At 72.3% G+C, this 15377-nt stretch carries 15 protein-coding genes; 4 read left to right on the plus strand and 11 right to left on the minus strand.

The genetic code is table 11. From position 1 onward, the window contains the following. Positions 1-244 precede the first annotated feature (244 nt). Positions 245-1582: a UDP-glucose dehydrogenase family protein gene (locus ACGF1Z_RS28860; protein ID WP_393008948.1), complete on the plus strand. Its 1338-nt coding sequence runs from the start codon at positions 245-247 to the stop codon at positions 1580-1582. Positions 1583-1735: 153 nt separating this feature from the next. On the opposite strand, the gene ACGF1Z_RS28865 is transcribed toward ACGF1Z_RS28860, so the two are convergent. The 3 genes from ACGF1Z_RS28865 to ACGF1Z_RS28875 are packed head-to-tail and all read right to left on the minus strand — an operon-like array spanning position 1736 to position 4618. Continuing rightward, positions 1736-2950, minus strand: a complete 1215-nt coding sequence (locus tag ACGF1Z_RS28865) for a dipeptidase (protein WP_393008949.1) — start codon at positions 2948-2950, stop codon at positions 1736-1738. Further along, on the minus strand, positions 2947-3444 hold the full coding sequence (gene purE / locus ACGF1Z_RS28870; protein ID WP_393009173.1) for a 5-(carboxyamino)imidazole ribonucleotide mutase: 498 nt from the start codon (positions 3442-3444) through the stop codon (positions 2947-2949). Before purE ends, ACGF1Z_RS28865 begins: the two co-directional genes overlap by 4 nt. 34 nt (positions 3445-3478) lie before the next feature. Then, positions 3479-4618 (minus strand): 5-(carboxyamino)imidazole ribonucleotide synthase, encoded by a 1140-nt coding sequence (locus ACGF1Z_RS28875; RefSeq protein ID WP_393008950.1) that lies wholly within the window; start codon positions 4616-4618, stop codon positions 3479-3481. Positions 4619-4804: 186 nt separating this feature from the next. Here ACGF1Z_RS28875 and ACGF1Z_RS28880 point away from each other — a divergent pair, with 186 nt between their 5' ends. Next, complete coding sequence (locus ACGF1Z_RS28880) at positions 4805-5320, plus strand: GtrA family protein (protein ID WP_393008951.1); 516 nt, start codon at positions 4805-4807, stop codon at positions 5318-5320. Between the two features lie 32 nt (positions 5321-5352). On the opposite strand, the gene ACGF1Z_RS28885 is transcribed toward ACGF1Z_RS28880, so the two are convergent. Next, positions 5353-6624, minus strand: a complete 1272-nt coding sequence (locus ACGF1Z_RS28885) for an ATP-binding protein (RefSeq protein WP_393008952.1) — start codon at positions 6622-6624, stop codon at positions 5353-5355. Positions 6625-6633: 9 nt separating this feature from the next. Then, a complete protein-coding gene (locus tag ACGF1Z_RS28890) occupies positions 6634-7311 on the minus strand; it encodes a response regulator transcription factor (RefSeq protein ID WP_393008953.1) in 678 nt (225 codons plus the stop codon). Positions 7312-7736: 425 nt separating this feature from the next. Here ACGF1Z_RS28890 and ACGF1Z_RS28895 point away from each other — a divergent pair, with 425 nt between their 5' ends. After that, on the plus strand, positions 7737-9257 hold the full coding sequence (locus tag ACGF1Z_RS28895) for a peptide MFS transporter (RefSeq protein ID WP_393008954.1): 1521 nt from the start codon (positions 7737-7739) through the stop codon (positions 9255-9257). Between the two features lie 78 nt (positions 9258-9335). Here ACGF1Z_RS28895 and ACGF1Z_RS28900 read toward each other — a convergent pair whose 3' ends face one another. From ACGF1Z_RS28900 to ACGF1Z_RS28925, 6 genes are all read right to left on the minus strand, one after another. After that, positions 9336-10673 carry a hypothetical protein gene (locus ACGF1Z_RS28900; protein WP_393009174.1) on the minus strand — a complete coding sequence of 446 codons (1338 nt, stop codon included), beginning with the start codon at positions 10671-10673 and terminating at the stop codon, positions 9336-9338. A gap of 23 nt (positions 10674-10696) precedes the next feature. Next, a complete protein-coding gene (locus ACGF1Z_RS28905) occupies positions 10697-11740 on the minus strand; it encodes a hypothetical protein (protein WP_393008955.1) in 1044 nt (347 codons plus the stop codon). Then, positions 11737-12552 carry a hypothetical protein gene (locus tag ACGF1Z_RS28910; protein ID WP_393008956.1) on the minus strand — a complete coding sequence of 272 codons (816 nt, stop codon included), beginning with the start codon at positions 12550-12552 and terminating at the stop codon, positions 11737-11739. Before ACGF1Z_RS28910 ends, ACGF1Z_RS28905 begins: the two co-directional genes overlap by 4 nt. A gap of 5 nt (positions 12553-12557) precedes the next feature. After that, entirely contained in the window at positions 12558-13268 is a 711-nt protein-coding gene (locus ACGF1Z_RS28915) for a peptidase (RefSeq protein ID WP_393009175.1), read from the minus strand. Positions 13269-13368: 100 nt separating this feature from the next. Then, complete coding sequence (locus tag ACGF1Z_RS28920; RefSeq protein ID WP_393008957.1) at positions 13369-13800, minus strand: ATP-binding protein; 432 nt, start codon at positions 13798-13800, stop codon at positions 13369-13371. 87 nt (positions 13801-13887) lie between these two features. Continuing rightward, positions 13888-14253 (minus strand): STAS domain-containing protein, encoded by a 366-nt coding sequence (locus tag ACGF1Z_RS28925; RefSeq protein WP_393008958.1) that lies wholly within the window; start codon positions 14251-14253, stop codon positions 13888-13890. A gap of 180 nt (positions 14254-14433) precedes the next feature. On the opposite strand from ACGF1Z_RS28925, the gene ACGF1Z_RS28930 reads away from it, so the two are divergent. Next, positions 14434-15282, plus strand: a complete 849-nt coding sequence (locus tag ACGF1Z_RS28930) for an RNA polymerase sigma factor SigF (RefSeq protein ID WP_393008959.1) — start codon at positions 14434-14436, stop codon at positions 15280-15282. The last annotated feature ends 95 nt before the right edge of the window (positions 15283-15377 follow it).

The raw sequence follows: 15377 nt of genomic DNA on the forward strand, positions 1-15377 counted from the left end.
ACCGCCGCGGCGAACGGCGTGATCTTCGCCTCCGCCAGCGCGCGGACCGTCTCACGGAGCATCTCGTGCTCCTCCGACAGGCGATACAGGTCGAAATCGGCAGAACCCGCCACGCTCATTCACTCCCACGCTTGCTAACTACCGTTAAGTAACCCAAATGGTAGGGCGAGAACGGGCCCCGATCCAGGCCCCGACTATGCTCGGGCAGGCATTCGCCCGACCTCGACTCCTCACTGGAGACCGCATGGCCCTGAAGATCACCGTGATCGGCACCGGCTACCTCGGCGCCACGCACGCCGCGGCCATGGCGGAACTGGGCTTCGAGGTCCTCGGGCTCGACGTCGTCCCCGAGAAGATCGAGATGCTCTCCGGCGGGCGCGTCCCCATGTACGAGCCGGGCCTGGAGGAACTGCTCGCCCGGCACGTCGAGGGGATCGAGGGCTCCAGCGGGCGCCTGCGGTTCACGACCTCCTGGGCGGAGGTCGGCGCCTTCGGCGACGTCCACTTCGTCTGCGTGAACACCCCGCAGAAGCACGGCGAGTACGCCTGCGACATGTCCTACGTCGACGCCGCCTTCGCCTCCCTCGCCACGGTCGTCCGGCCGGGGGCCCTGGTGGTCGGCAAGTCGACCGTGCCGGTCGGCTCGGCCGAGCGGCTCGCCGGCGTGCTGCCCGAGGGCGTCGACCTGGCCTGGAACCCGGAGTTCCTGCGCGAGGGCTTCGCCGTCCAGGACACCCTGCGCCCCGACCGGGTCGTGGTCGGCGTGCCCGAGGGCACGCGCGGGGACCGGGCCGAGAAGCTGCTGCGCGAGGTGTACGCGGTGCCGGTGGCCGAGGGCTCGCCGTTCGTGGTGACCGACTACCCGACCGCCGAACTGGTGAAGACCTCCGCGAACTCCTTCCTCGCCACGAAGATCTCCTTCATCAACGCGATGGCCGAGGTGTGCGAGGCCGCCGGCGGCGACGTCGCCAAGCTGGCGGAGGCGATCGGGCACGACGAGCGGATCGGCAACAAGTTCCTGCGGGCCGGCATCGGCTTCGGCGGCGGCTGCCTGCCCAAGGACATCCGGGCCTTCATGGCGCGGGCCGGCGAGCTGGGCGCCGACCAGGCACTGACCTTCCTGCGCGAGATCGACTCCATCAACATGCGGCGCCGTGCGTCCATGGTCGAGATGGCGCGCGAGGCCCTGGGCGGGGGCTTCCTCGGCAAGCGGGTGGCGGTCCTCGGCGCGACCTTCAAGCCGGACTCGGACGACGTCCGCGACTCGCCCGCGCTGAACGTGGCCGGCCAGATCCACCTCCAGGGCGGCCAGGTCACCGTCTACGACCCCAAGGGCATGGAGAACGCCCGCCGGCTCTTCCCGACGCTCGCTTACGCGCCGACGGCCCTGGACGCGGTGCGCGGCGCGGACGTGGTGCTGCACCTGACCGAGTGGCGCGAGTTCCGCGACGCGCTCGACCCGGCGGAGCTGGCCCGGGTGGCCTCCTCCCCCGTGATCCTCGACGGCCGCAACGCCCTCGACGCGGTCCGCTGGCGCGAGGCCGGCTGGACCTACCGCGCGATGGGGCGCCCGCGGGCCTGACCCGCCGCCGACCGCACGCGGGGCCCGGTCCGTACCCCTGAGGTACGGACCGGGCCCCGCGCCGTTCCCGCCCGGCCGGTCCGGGCCCGGGCGGCAGACCGTCCGGGCGCACCGGGAAGGGGCCCGCCGTGGCGAGCCCCTCGCGTCACCCGGTCACCGGCCTTGCGCCGCCTGGGCGTCGAAGGACGCGAGCGTCGCGACCGACGGGCCCCGCAGCGCACGCTGCTCGCGCGCGACCGCCTCCGCGTCCCGCAGCACCCGGACCGCGTTGGACCAGGTCAGCTTCGCCAGGTCGGCGGCCGACCAGCCACGGGTGAGGAGCTCCGCGATCAGGTTCGGGTAGCCGGCGACGTCGTCGAGGCCGTCCGGGGTGAACGCGGTGCCGTCGTAGTCGCCGCCGATGCCGATGTGGTCGATGCCGGCCACCTCGCGCATGTGGTCGAGGTGATCGGCGACCGTGGCCGCCGTCGCGACCGGGCGCGGGTTCTCCGCCTCGAAGGCACGGTGGACCGCCATGGCCTCGGGGGTGGTGGCGAGGTGGTGCAGGCCGTGGGCGCGCATGTTCTCGTCGGCGCGGGCCGTCCAGTCGACGGCCGCCGGCAGGACGAACTTCGGCACGAAGGTCGCCATCGCCACGCCGCCGTTCGCGGGCAGCCGCTCCAGGACGTCGTCCGGGATGTTCCGCGGGTGGTCGCAGACCGCCCGGGACGAGGAGTGCGAGAAGACCACCGGCGCGGCCGTGGTGTCCAGCGCGTCCCGCATGGTCGTCGCGGCCACGTGCGAGAGGTCGACGAGCATGCCGCAGCGGTTCATCTCGCGGACGACCTCGCGGCCGAAGGCGCTCAGTCCGCCGTGCCGGGGCTCGTCGGTCGCCGAGTCGGCCCAGTCGTTGTTCTCGTTGTGGGTGAGCGTCATGTACCGCACGCCCAGGGCGTGCAGAGCGCGCAGGGTGGCGAGGGAGTTGTCGATCGAGTGCCCGCCCTCGGCGCCCTTGAGGGAGGCGATCCGGCCCTCCTTGCGGGCCCTCTCCATGTCGTCGGCGGTCAGCGCGGGCGCGAGGTCGGCCGCGTACCGGTCGAGCAGCTGGTCGACGACGTCGATCTGCTCCAGGGTGGCGCTCACCGCGTGGTCGCCGGCCAGCCGGCCGGGCACGTACACGGACCAGAACTGGGCGCCGACGCCGCCGGCCCGCAGCCGGGCGAGGTCGGTGTGGAGCGCGCCGCGCTGGTCGCCCGCGATGTCGAGCCGGTCGAGGTCGTAGCCGCAGTGCTCGCGCAGCGCCCAGGGCAGGTCGTTGTGGCCGTCGACGACGGGGGCGGAGGCGAGCAGCTCGCGCGCCTCCGCCAGGCGGTCGGCCGCGGTGCTCACCGGGCGAACCCGAAGGCGCCCGAGCCCTCGACCTTCTGCCGCAGCCGCTTGCCCTTCTCGGTGGCCTGGTCGTTGAGCTCCCGCTGGAACTCCTTCATCCGGCCGAGCAGTTCGGGGTCGTGCGCGGCGAGGATGCGGGCCGCGAGCAGGCCCGCGTTGCGCGCGCCGGCCACCGACACCGTGGCGACCGGAACACCGGCCGGCATCTGCACGATCGAGAGCAGGGAGTCCATGCCGTCGAGGTACTTCAGCGGCACCGGCACGCCGATGACCGGCAGCGGGGTGACCGAGGCGAGCATGCCCGGCAGGTGGGCGGCGCCGCCGGCACCCGCGATGATCGCCTTGAGACCGCGGCCGGCGGCCTCCTCGCCGTACGCGATCATCTCGCGCGGCATGCGGTGCGCGGAGACGACGTCGACCTCGTACGCGATCTCGAACTCGTCCAGGGCCTGGGCCGCGGCCTCCATGACGGGCCAGTCCGAGTCGGACCCCATGACGATGCCGACGAGCGGGTGCGCAGCGGGCGGATTACTCAACGATCGTTCCTCGCAGGTAGTCGGCGGCATGGCGGGCGCGCTCCAGCACCTCGTCCAGGTCGTCGCCGTAGGTGTTGACGTGGCCGACCTTGCGGCCGGGCTTCACGTCCTTGCCGTACATGTGGATCTTGAGCTGCGGGTCGCGGGCCATGCAGTGCAGGTACGCCTGATACATGTCCGGGAAATCGCCTCCCAGAACATTGCACATGACGGTCCACTTCGCGCGCGGCCGCGGATCGCCGAGCGGCAGGTCCAGCACGGCCCGGACGTGGTTGGCGAACTGCGAGGTGACCGCGCCGTCCTGGGTCCAGTGGCCGGAGTTGTGCGGGCGCATGGCGAGCTCGTTGACGAGGATCCGGCCGTCGCGGGTCTCGAAGAGCTCCACGGCCAGGTGGCCGACGACGTCGAGCTCCTTGGCGATCCGCAGGGCCAGCTCCTGCGCCCGGCCGGCCAGCTCGTCGTCCAGGTCGGGCGCGGGCGCGATCACGGTGTCGCAGACCCCGTCGACCTGCCGGGACTCGACCACCGGATACGCGACGGCCTGGCCGTGCGGGGAGCGGACGATGTTGGCGGCGAGCTCGCGCGCGAAGTCGACCTTCTCCTCTGCGAGGACCGCCACGCCGGCCTTGAAGGCGTCGTGGGCGTCCGCCTCCGAGCGCACGAACCAGACACCCTTGCCGTCGTAGCCGCCGCGCACGGTCTTCAGGATGATCGGGAAGCCGTCGCCCTCCGCGGCGAAGGCCGCCGCGTCGGCCGGGTCGGCCACCAGGCGGTGCCGCGGGCTGGGCACGCCGATCTCGTCGAGCCGCGCCCGCATCACCCCCTTGTCCTGGGCGTGCGCGAGGGCTCTGCGGCCGGGCCGGACGACGACGCCGTCCGCCTCCAGGGCCGCCAGGTGCTCCGCGGGCACGTGCTCGTGATCGAAGGTGATCACGTCGCAGCCGCGCGCGAAGTCACGCAGCGTGTCCAGGTCGCGATAGTCGCCGATGACGACGTCGCTGACCACCTGGGCCGCCGAGTCCTGCGGGGTGTCACTGAGCAGCTTGAACTTGATGCCGAGGGGGATGCCCGCCTCGTGGGTCATACGGGCGAGCTGACCGCCACCGACCATGCCGACTACCGGGAACGTCACCCTCTTAGGGTATCCGCACAAGTTCCGGACCCTCGTCCGGCTGTGTCTTGTCACAGTCCGGGTGGGCTCGCACACGGATCGCGAACATCAGGGGCGGGTGCCAGGAGGGGTGGTTAGCATGGCTGGGTCGACGTCGTCCGGGCGTCTGCGGAACACCTCCGAAACGGACGGGACAGACCGATCACGATGAGTGAACCCGGCGCGCTGCGCATGCGAGTGGACCGGCTCGTCCGCGAGGTCGCCAAGTTCGGCGCGGTGGGCGGACTCGGCGTCCTGGTGAACCTGCTCGTCTTCAACGTGGTCCGCCACGTCACCGACCTTCCGGTGGTGCGGGCCGGCATCATCGCCACCGTCGTGGCGATCGCCTTCAACTACGTGGGGTTCCGCTACTTCACGTACCGCGACCGCGACAAGTCGGGCCGCACCAAGGAACTCGTCCTGTTCCTGCTGTTCAGCATCGTCGGCATGGTGATCGAGAACGGCGTGCTCTACACGGCGACGTACGGCTTCGGCTGGGACACCCCCCTGCAGAGCAACTTCTTCAAGTTCTTCGGCATCGGCGTCGCGACCCTGTTCCGCTTCTGGTCCTACCGCACCTGGGTCTTCCGCGCGCTGCCGGCGAAAGAGGCCGTGCAGACCGCGGAATCGTTCCTGGAGAAGGCCCCGCGCCAGCCCACCCGCCGGCAGCCCGACCGGGTCTGAGCCCGCCCCCGGCCCGGTCCGGAGGACAAGGCCTAGCGGACCGGACGCTCCGCCTCGCTCTCCGTACGGCTCCTGACCTCACGGCTCAGGAACAGCGCGAACACCGGCGGCTGCTGCTGGAGCAGCTCCAGACGGCCGCCGTCCGCCTCCGCGAGGTCCCGTGCGACCGCCAGGCCGATTCCCGTGGAGCTGCGGCCGCTGACCGCCCTCTCGAAGATCCGCGCCCCCAGGTCGGCGGGCACGCCGGGGCCCTCGTCGGTCACCTCGATCACGGACTGGTTGCCGGTGACGCGGGTGCGCAGGGCGACCGTCCCGCCGCCGTGCATGAGCGAGTTCTCGATCAGGGCGGCCAGCACCTGGGCGACCGCGCCCGGGGTGCCGACGGCCCGCATGCCCTGCTTCCCCGAGTGCACGATGGCCCGGCCCGCGCTGCGGTAGGCCGGCCGCCACTCGGCGAGCTGCTGCTTGATGACCTCGTCGAGGTCGAAGGCGACCGCGGAGCCCGTCCGCGGGTCGCGTGAGTTCGTCAGCAGCCGCTCGACCACGTCGGTGAGCCGCTCGACCTGCGTCAGGGCGATCGTCGCCTCCTCCCGGACCGTGTCGAGATCCCCGGCCACGGCGACCTCCTCCAGGCGCATGGAGAGCGCGGTGAGGGGCGTACGCAGCTGGTGGGAGGCGTCGGCGGCGAGCCGGCGCTCGGCGGTGAGCATCCGGGCGATGCGCTCGGCGGAGGCGTCCAGCACGTCCGCGACCCGGTCGAGCTCGGGCACCCCGTAGCGCTTGTGCCGGGGGCGCGGGTCGCCGGAGCCGAGCCGCTCGGCGGTCTCGGCGAGGTCGGTGAGCGGCGAGGACAGCTTGTTCGCCGCCCGTACGGCGAGCAGCACGGCGGCCACCACGCACAGCAGCGCCACTCCCGCGATGATCAGCAGGGTGCGCCCCACCTCGGCCATGACGACCGAGCGGGCCTCCTCCACGATCACGGTCTCGCCGCGCTCGCCCTCGGCGAGGCCCCGGATGACGCTGCCGGAGGGGCGGGTGCCGATCTCGATGGGGTCGCGGCCGGGGATCTGGACGCGCGCGTAGCGCTTGGCGCCGCTCTGGTCGGCCAGGATCGCCGGGTTCACCGGCTCGCCGCCGATCAGCCGGCTGTCCACGATGGACACGATCCGCAGGGCCTCCGAGTCCACGCTCTCCCGGGCGCTGCTGGAGGCCGTCCGGGTCTCGACGATCACGAGCGAACCGCCGAAGACGGCGATGACGACGAGCACCACGGCGAGCGTGGAGTTGATCAGGCGGCGACGCACGGACCGGACCTAACTCTTCTCGAAGCGGAAGCCCACGCCACGGACGGTGGCGATGTAGCGGGGGTTCGCCGCGTCGTCGCCGAGCTTCTTGCGGAGCCAGGAGATGTGCATGTCGAGGGTCTTGGTCGAGGACCACCAGGTGGTGTCCCAGACCTCGCGCATCAGCTGGTCACGGGTGACCACCCGGCCGGCGTCCCGGACCAGGACCCGCAGGAGGTCGAACTCCTTCGCGGTGAGCTGGAGCTCCTCGTCGCCCATCCAGGCGCGGTGCGACTCGACGTCGATCCGCACGCCGTGCGTGGTGGGCGCGGCGGTGGGTTCGGTGGCGCCGCGCCGCAGCAGGGCCCGGACGCGGGCGAGCAGCTCGGCGAGGCGGAAGGGCTTGGTGACGTAGTCGTCGGCGCCGGCGTCCAGACCCACGACCGTGTCGACCTCGTCGGCGCGGGCGGTGAGCACCAGGATCGGCACCGTGTGGCCGTCGGCGCGCAGCCGGCGGGCGACCTCCAGGCCGTCCATCCCGGGCAGTCCCAGGTCGAGCACGACCAGGTCGACTCCGCCCTGGAGACCGGCGTCGAGGGCGGTCGGACCGTCCTCCCTGACCTCGACCTCGTACCCCTCCCGCCGCAGGGCACGGGCCAGCGGTTCCGAGATGGAGGCATCGTCCTCGGCGAGCAGCACACGGGTCATGAGGTGATGGTAGTCCGCACGGACGACGGGCCGGGGCGTGATCCACAGGGCGGCGGCGGCACCTCCGGATCTTGGCGCGTAATCTCCTCATGACCTTCGAATGGGGGAGATCGGTTCCAACGTCACCTGTGATCCATCTCTCAAGTCCTTCCTAATCGGGCACTGTCGTGTCGTATGGTGTCGAGAGTTCTGTAGCGGTAATCGGGGACCTTTGGCCGTGTTGGTGAGCCAAGGGTCTCTTTTCTGCACAAGGCGGTCTCGGCGGCCTTGAGGACAGTGAACGACCTGTGGGCCGGGTCCTGCGGCGCGAAGACGCGCCAGGGCGTGGATCCCGGAGGGGCGCGACCGCGTCCCGACGGTGCCGGCCTCCCCCACCGGGCGCACCCCGCTCACGAAGCGCGCGTCCCGACAGAGCAAGGATCGACATGGCGTCCAGCCTGACGACGGCTTCTACCGGAGCCCCCGGTTCCGAGAAGACGTTCTTCGGCCACCCCCGCGGCCTGGCCACCCTCTTCATGACCGAGATGTGGGAGCGCTTCTCCTACTACGGCATGCGGGCCCTTCTGGTCCTCTACCTGGTCTCGGGCGGCGCCGACGCCGCCACGGGCAGCCAGGGCGGCGGCCTGGCCATGACGGCCGCCACGGCCACGGCGATCTACTCCGTGTACGTGTCGATGGTCTACCTCATGGCCATGCCCGGCGGCTGGTTCGGCGACCGTGTCTGGGGCGCCCGCAAGACGGTCACCATCGCCGGCTTCGTGATCATGGCCGGTCACGCCTCGCTCGCCATCCCGGGCCAGGCGATGTTCTTCGTCGGTCTGGCGCTCGTCGCCGCCGGTTCCGGCCTGCTCAAGGCCAACATCTCGACGATGGTCGGCCACCTCTACGACGGCCCGGACGACCCGCGCCGTGACGGTGGCTTCACGCTCTTCTACATCGGCATCAACCTGGGTGCCTTCGTCGCGCCGTTCGTCGTCGGCACCGTCGGCGAGAAGGTCAACTGGCACCTCGGCTTCGCGCTCGCCGCGGTCGGCATGGGCGTCGGCCTGCTGCAGTTCCTCGTCGGCACCAGGAACCTCAGCCCGCGGAGCAACCTGGTCCCGAACCCGCTCAGCGCCGCCGAGCGCAAGAGCGTCCTGGTCAAGGTCTGCCTGGTGCTGGTCGTGGCCGCCGTCTTCTACGGCGTCGTCATCGGCCTCGGCATGTACACCCTGAACTGGGCCCTGGTCCCGATCACCCTCGCCGGCCTGATCATCCCGGTCGCCGTCCTGGTCCGCATCAAGCGCGACAAGGACCTCGACAGGACCGAGCAGTCGAAGATGTCCGCGTACATCTGGTTCTTCGTCGCCGCCGCCGTCTTCTGGATGATCTACGACCAGGGTGGCTCGACCCTGTCGCTGTTCGCCGACGACAAGACCGCCGACAGCGTCATGGGCCTCGGCTTCCCGGCCACCTGGTACCAGTCGCTGAACCCGCTGTTCGTCATGGCGCTGGCCCCGGTCTTCGCCTGGCTGTGGCTGTGGCTGGCCCGGAAGAACCAGGAGCCCAACACCGTCGTGAAGTTCGCGATGGGCCTGGTCCTGGTCGGCGCGTCCTTCTTCGTCTTCATCGTCCCGATGAACATGGCGGCCGACGGCACCAAGGTCTCCCCGATGTGGCTCGTCTCGATCTACATGATCCAGACCATCGGCGAGCTGTGCCTCTCCCCGGTCGGCCTCTCCGTCACCACGAAGATGGCCCCGCAGAAGTACGCCTCCCAGATGATGGGCGTCTGGTTCCTCGCCGTCACCGCCGGCGACTGCACCACGGGTCTGCTCTCGCTGGCCGGCGTGGACCTGAACGGGACGGGGGTCATCGCCTTCCAGGCGGCCGCGGCCGCCCTCGCGGGAGTCGCCGTCTGGAGCTACCGCAAGAAGGTCCAGGCGCTGATGGGCAGCGTCCACTGACGCGCCCGCACACACGAGGCGGAGGCCGTCGCACCGGGTTCGGTGCGACGGCCTCCGCCGTTCCGTTCTCCGGGGGCGTCAGCGGCGGAGCCGGGCCCACGGAGTGAAGGTGAACACCGCGCCGCCGAGCAGGATCGCGGTGCCCGCGACCAGGGCGAGGGCGCGCAGGGCCCCGTCGTCACCGGCGCCGGTCTGGGGGAGTTCGCCCCCCGAACCGCCCGGGGCGCCGCTGCCGCCCCCGGCGGCGCCGCCGGCCTGCTTCTCGGTGTCGAGGGTCAGCGAGGCCTGCACCGCGCCCTTGACCTCGCAGGGGATCACGATGGGCGAGCCGCCCAGCGAGACGCTGATGGTCAGCTTCCCCGGGCTGAGCGTGGCCTTGCCGCTCGCGCCGGGCTTGTAGGTGCCGGTCATGTCGCTCAGGTCCACCGGCTTGCCGGCCTCCAGCGGAGCCGGGTTGGGGGCGCCGGTGACCGTGACCGTACCGCTGTCGGCACCGCCGATCCGTACGGCCATGGACGGCTTGAGCGCGCCCTTGGGGAGGGCGGCCGGGCTGTTCATGACGCCCTTGGCGGTCTTGACGGTCAGGCTGTAGGAACCTCCGCTCCTCCTGGCGTTGACGGTCACCTTGGAGGTGATCGAGTCGGGGCCGGGCGCCTGGCAGGCGAAGTTCACCGCGACCTCCTTGCCGGGGAAGTCGGTCTGGCCGCCGCCCCCTCCGGAGGTGCCGCCGGCCGTGCCGCCGCCGGAGGCGGTGGTGCCGCCTGACGTACTGGAGCCGCCGGAGGTCGTCGTACCGCCGGACGTGGTCGAACCGCCCGAGGTGGTCGAACCGCCCGAGGTCGTCGAACCGCCGGACGTGGTGGTGCCGCCGGAGGAGCCGGAGCCGCCGCCGTCCGTCACCTTGATCGTGGCGCCGACCGCGACCGTCTCCTTCGGCGAGCACTTGGTGTCCGTCGACATCGGCTTGGAGACGTTGATCGTGTACTTGCCGGGCGTCAGCGTGATCTCGCCCGCCTTGTCCAGCTTGAGCCGGCCCTTCATGTCCGGCAGGACCATCGGGCTGTTCTTCTTGATGGGCGGGTTCTGCCGCGGACCCTCCACGGCCAGCGTGCCGCTCGCGGCGCCGCCGAGCGTGATGACGCCGGTCGGCTTCACCGTGTCCTTGTCGAGGTCGAGGATGTCGGGGTTCTTCGAGGCGGCCTCGACCGTCTTCCAGACCACCTCCACCTCGTCGCCGACCCTGGCCTCGGCGGGCGCGGTGATCTGCACCCTGGTGGTGCCCTGCACCGGCGGGAGGCCGGAGATGGAGGGCGGGATGCACTCGGTCTTGTACGAGACCTCCGCCGCCGTGGCGGGGCCGGCGGCCAGCAGGACCCCCGCGCCGCCGAGCATCAGGGCGACACCCGCCGCGCTGATCCTCCGTGTCGTGCGTGTCGGGCTCACGACTGTCCCTTCGTCGTCGGGCTGTTCTCTGACGGTGCGGAGTCGGGGGTGAACCACGGCAGGACCGCGGTCGGTTCGTCGCCGGCACCGGCCGCCGGTGCGGACACGGGGCCGGGGGCGCGGCGCGCGGGACGCGGCCGGCCGGCCGCGCTCTGCCTGATCCGGCGCCGGCCGGGCGGGCGGACCCGGTCGACGACCGCCATGCCGAGGCGGAACAGGGCGGCGGGGACGACGACCGCGAGCAGCAGCCAGAAGAGGGTCACGCCCCACGGGCGCCCGACGCCCCAGGGCTGCTCGATGATCACCTGCCCGCCGTACCGCACGGACACCTGGTAGTCGCCGTGGGCGCCCGCGGTCAGCTCGACGGGCAGCCTCACCACGGCCTTGCGGCCGGGCTCGACGGTGCCGCGCCACTGCCGTTCCTCGTACTGCGGCGAGAACACCCCGTGGCTGGTGCCGACCTCGAAGACGGGGTCCCTGACCGCCGTCCGGCCCAGGTTGCCGAGGGTGACGACGACCTCGCGGCGGGCCGGAGCGCCGAACCAGACGAGGACACCGCTGGAGCCTTCGAGCCGGGCGGAGGTCAGCACCCGCAGCGCGCCGCGCCCCGAGGGCTCGGGCAGCGGGGCGGTCGGATGCCCGGCCACCGTGAACGCCACGTCCACGACGTCCTGTTGGCCGGTGACCCCGGCGACGTGGACCACGCAGGGGCAGGGGCTGGGCGGCTCGGCGACCGGCAGTCTCCGGCTGAAGGCGCCCTTCGCGTCGACCGTGGCGGCACGACCGTCGGTGTTGGCGCAGGAGTTGGTGCCGCCGACGACGCCCTGCGCGGGCGTGGCCTGGCCGCAGACCAGCAGCATGAGCAGGGCTCCCGGCTTCCAGCCGGAGCCGCTGACGGTGATCTCGCCGCCCTTGCCGCCCTGGCTCTGCGAGAGCGCCACCCCGGGCCGCTCGGCGGCGGTGGCGGTGGCGGTGGCCGGCAGCGCGGCGAGCAGCAGTGCGGCGAGCAGCGCGCCCGCCGCCGTACGCAGGTACGTCATCGTCTCCTCCGTATCGCGTACGTGGCCGTGCCCGCCGCCGCGAGCAGGACGGCCGCCAGGGCGCCGACGCCCGTGGGCGAGGCGAAGGCGGCGTCCGCCCGGGCGCTCGCGGGGGCGGCGCCCGGGGCGCCGGCGGTCAGCCGCACGGTGACCGAGTCGAGCGCGGGCGGATCGGGCCAGGGTTCGGTGCGGGCGGCGCGCTCGCCGGGGCGGAGGACGAGCGGAAGCGGGCGCTCGGGGCGGTCGAGGAGGGTGCCGAGCAGGCCCTCGGCGCGTACGGCGAGGCGCGGGGCGAGGACGGTGTTGCCGCGGTTGACCAGGGTGTAGCGCAGGGTGCCGGAGGGCTCGACGCGGACGTCCTCGACAGTGAGCGCGGCGAGCCGCGGACCGCTGACCCGCAGGTGCAGCGGGACGACCGTCTCGTGTCCGGCGGCTCCGGCCCGTACGGAGCACCGATGGTCCCCGGGCGGGGTGTCGGCGGTCACGGTGACGGCGAAGGGCACGTCCGCCCGCGTGCGGGCGGGCACGGTCACGGTGCGCACGGCGAAGGCGATGGGCGCGCCCTCGCCGCTGAGCCGCACGGTGAGGGGACGGGCGCCGGGGTTGGTCACGGACAGCGTGTCCTGCAGCACGCTGCCGGCGGCGCCCTCCAGGTACACGTACGGCCGCCCGGCGGCGGGCGCGGCGCTCCACCCGGCGGGGGCGGGCGCGGTACGGGCCGGTGCCGGAGCCGTCCGCGCCGCCGCGGCGGCGGCCCCGGGCCCGGCCGTCCCGGCCACCGCGAGCAGGGCGGCGGCCGCGGCCCGTGCCATCCGCATCAGCGTGCCGTGGGCCGTGCGGTGCGCCGGGTGAGCCAGAGCACCCCGGCCGTGCCGGCCAGCAGGACGGTGCCGCCGAGGGTGCCGAGCGCGGTCGCCGAGTCGAGCGGGCCGGTCCTGGGCAGTTCGCCGCCCGAGCCCGTACCGCCCGACGAGCCGCCCGAGCCCGTACCGCCCGACGGGCCGCCGGAGCCGCCCGCCGCCGTCACGTCCAGTTCGAGGGCGGCCTTGGGGCTGTTCGTGGGCTTGCAGACGGCGGCGTCCATGCCGAGGGCGTGGACGGTGAGGGTGCCGGCCGTGAAGGTGACCCGGCCGCTCTTCCGCGGCGTGTACGTGCCGGTGAGCCGACCGATCCTGATGGGGGTGTCGGCCGGGATGAGGGCCGCGTTCGGCACGCCCTTGACCTGGACCCGGCCGCTGTCCGCCCCGCCGAGGACGAGCTCGGCGCGCGGCGTCATGACGCCCTTGGGCAGGTCGACCGGACTGTCGGAGACGCCCTTCTCGAAGGACATCGTGATCGTGTACGCGCTGCCGCTCCTGACGGCCTGGATGTCGACGGGCGAGACGGCGCTCTTGGGGCCGATCTTCGTCTCGCAGGCGTAGTTGACGTCGACGACCTCGGCCTGCGCGGCGGGCGCGGAGAGCAGGACGGCGGAGCCCGCCGCCACCGCCGCCGTCAGCGCACAGGCTGTTCTCCTCCGGTACGGCACCTCGAGCACCCCTCACCGCGACGTTACTGACGGTCTATCAGATTGGCCGTCAAGGTACGCCGGAGGCCCTGCAGAGGGAAGAGAGAGGGGTGTGAAAGTCCTACGCGGGTGCGGCGAGCTCGGCCCAGACCGTCTTGCCGGGGGCGCCGGGGACACGTTCGATGCCCCAGGCGCGGCAGAGCCGCTGGACGATGAACATGCCGTGCCCGCCCGGCCGTCCGGCGCGGTGCGGGGTGCGGGGGGCGGGCTGGCCGCTGCCGCGGTCGGCGACCTCCAGGCGCAGCACCTCGGCGAGACGCAGCACGCGCAGGCTCTCGGGGCCCTCGGCGTGCAGGCAGGCGTTGGTGACGAGCTCGGAGACCACGAGCAGGACGTCCTCGGCGGCGGCGCGCCGGTCCGCCGTGGCGGCGGGCAGCCAGCCCCAGTCGTAGAGCGCCTGCCGGGTGAAGTCGCGGGCGAGCGGGACGGTGCCACTGGCCGCCCCGAGGGCGATGGTGCGGACCTCGGGTTCGCCGGAGGTGGTCTCCTTCAACGCTTCACCTCACCGATTCAACCGATTGACGAGTTCAGGACACAGAGTCTGGCCGGGAGCCCGGACACCGGGCCCGGCCGGGGGCGTTCAGCCCGGGAGGGCCGAGTCGAGCGAGTCGTGGAGGGTGAACACGGCGTCCGCTCCGGTGATCTCGAAGACCCGGGCCACCACCGGCCGCATCGCGGCCAGATGGACCCCGCCGCCCGCGGCGTCGGCCCTGAGCCGGGCTCCGAGCAGGACGTTGAGTCCGGTGGAGTCGCAGAACTCGAGCTGTGAGCAGTCGAGTACGAGACGTGTCCGGCCCTCGTCGAGCGCGTGGTCGAGTGGCGCACGCAACAGTTCAGCGGTGTGGTGATCGAGCTCACCCACCGGGGTGAGCACCTCGCTCGCCCCCACGGTGCGGACCTCGACCCGGAACCGCCCGGGTGCGCTGCCGATGTGCTGGCGGTACATGCGACGAACCATACAAGCGCACCGCCGTTCACCGCACACGAGCTCCATCACAAAAGGAATGAACCGGACAATTGCCACTTGCAACCATCGGGGTTGAACCGGTAGGCCTAGAAGAACACATTCCACTTGGCGGGCTTCGGAGGCGCCGCAAACCGTAGCGAGACAATGATGGAGGAGACCATGTCCCCCCGGCTCGACGTACCGGACCTCGCGGCCACGGAACTCGCGGAACTCCCGCGCATCCCGCCCGTCGACGAGCTCGCGCCGCAGGACGCGCGCGCCCTGTCGAAGACCCTCTTCGCCCGCCTGGGCGACCTGGAGGAGGGCACTCACGAGTACGCCTACGTCCGCAACACCCTGATCGAACTCAACCTGGCCCTGGTCAAGTTCGCCGCCTCGCGGTTCCGCACCCGCAGCGAACCCATGGAGGACATCGTCCAGGTCGGCACCATCGGCCTGATCAAGGCGATCGACCGCTTCGAACTGTCCCGCGGCGTCGAGTTCCCCACCTTCGCGATGCCGACGATCATCGGCGAGATCAAGCGCTTCTTCCGCGACACCTCGTGGTCGGTGCACGTCCCGCGCAGGCTCCAGGAACTCCGCATCGACCTCGCCAAGGCCGGCGACGAGCTCTCCCAGCGCCTGGACCGCGCCCCCACGGTCGAGGAACTCGCCCACGCCCTGGGCATCAGGACCGACGAGGTCGTCGAGGGCATGGCCGCGGCCAACGCCTACACCGCCAGCTCCCTCGACGCGCCGCCGGACGAGCTCGACACCGACGGCGCCACGCTCGCCGACCGGCTCGGCTACGAGGACCACGGCATCGAGGGCATCGAGTACATCGAGTCGCTGAAGCCGATGATCGCCTCGCTCCCGGCCCGCGACCGCCGCATCCTGTCGCTCCGCTTCACCGCCGGCCTCACCCAGTCGGAGATCGGCGAGGAGCTCGGCATCTCGCAGATGCACGTCTCGCGTCTCCTCGCCCGCACGCTGACCCGGCTGCGCAAGGGTCTGACGATCGACGAGTGAGTCCGTACCGGCCCGCGGGGCGCCGACGACCGTACGGGTGAGCCGGCGCCCCGCGCGGTCCGCCGACCCTTACGAGCCCTGCGGACCGGCCCGCA

Origin of the sequence: Streptomyces sp. NPDC048018 (assembly GCF_043202995.1) — a bacterium.
Taxonomy (GTDB): domain Bacteria; phylum Actinomycetota; class Actinomycetes; order Streptomycetales; family Streptomycetaceae; genus Streptomyces.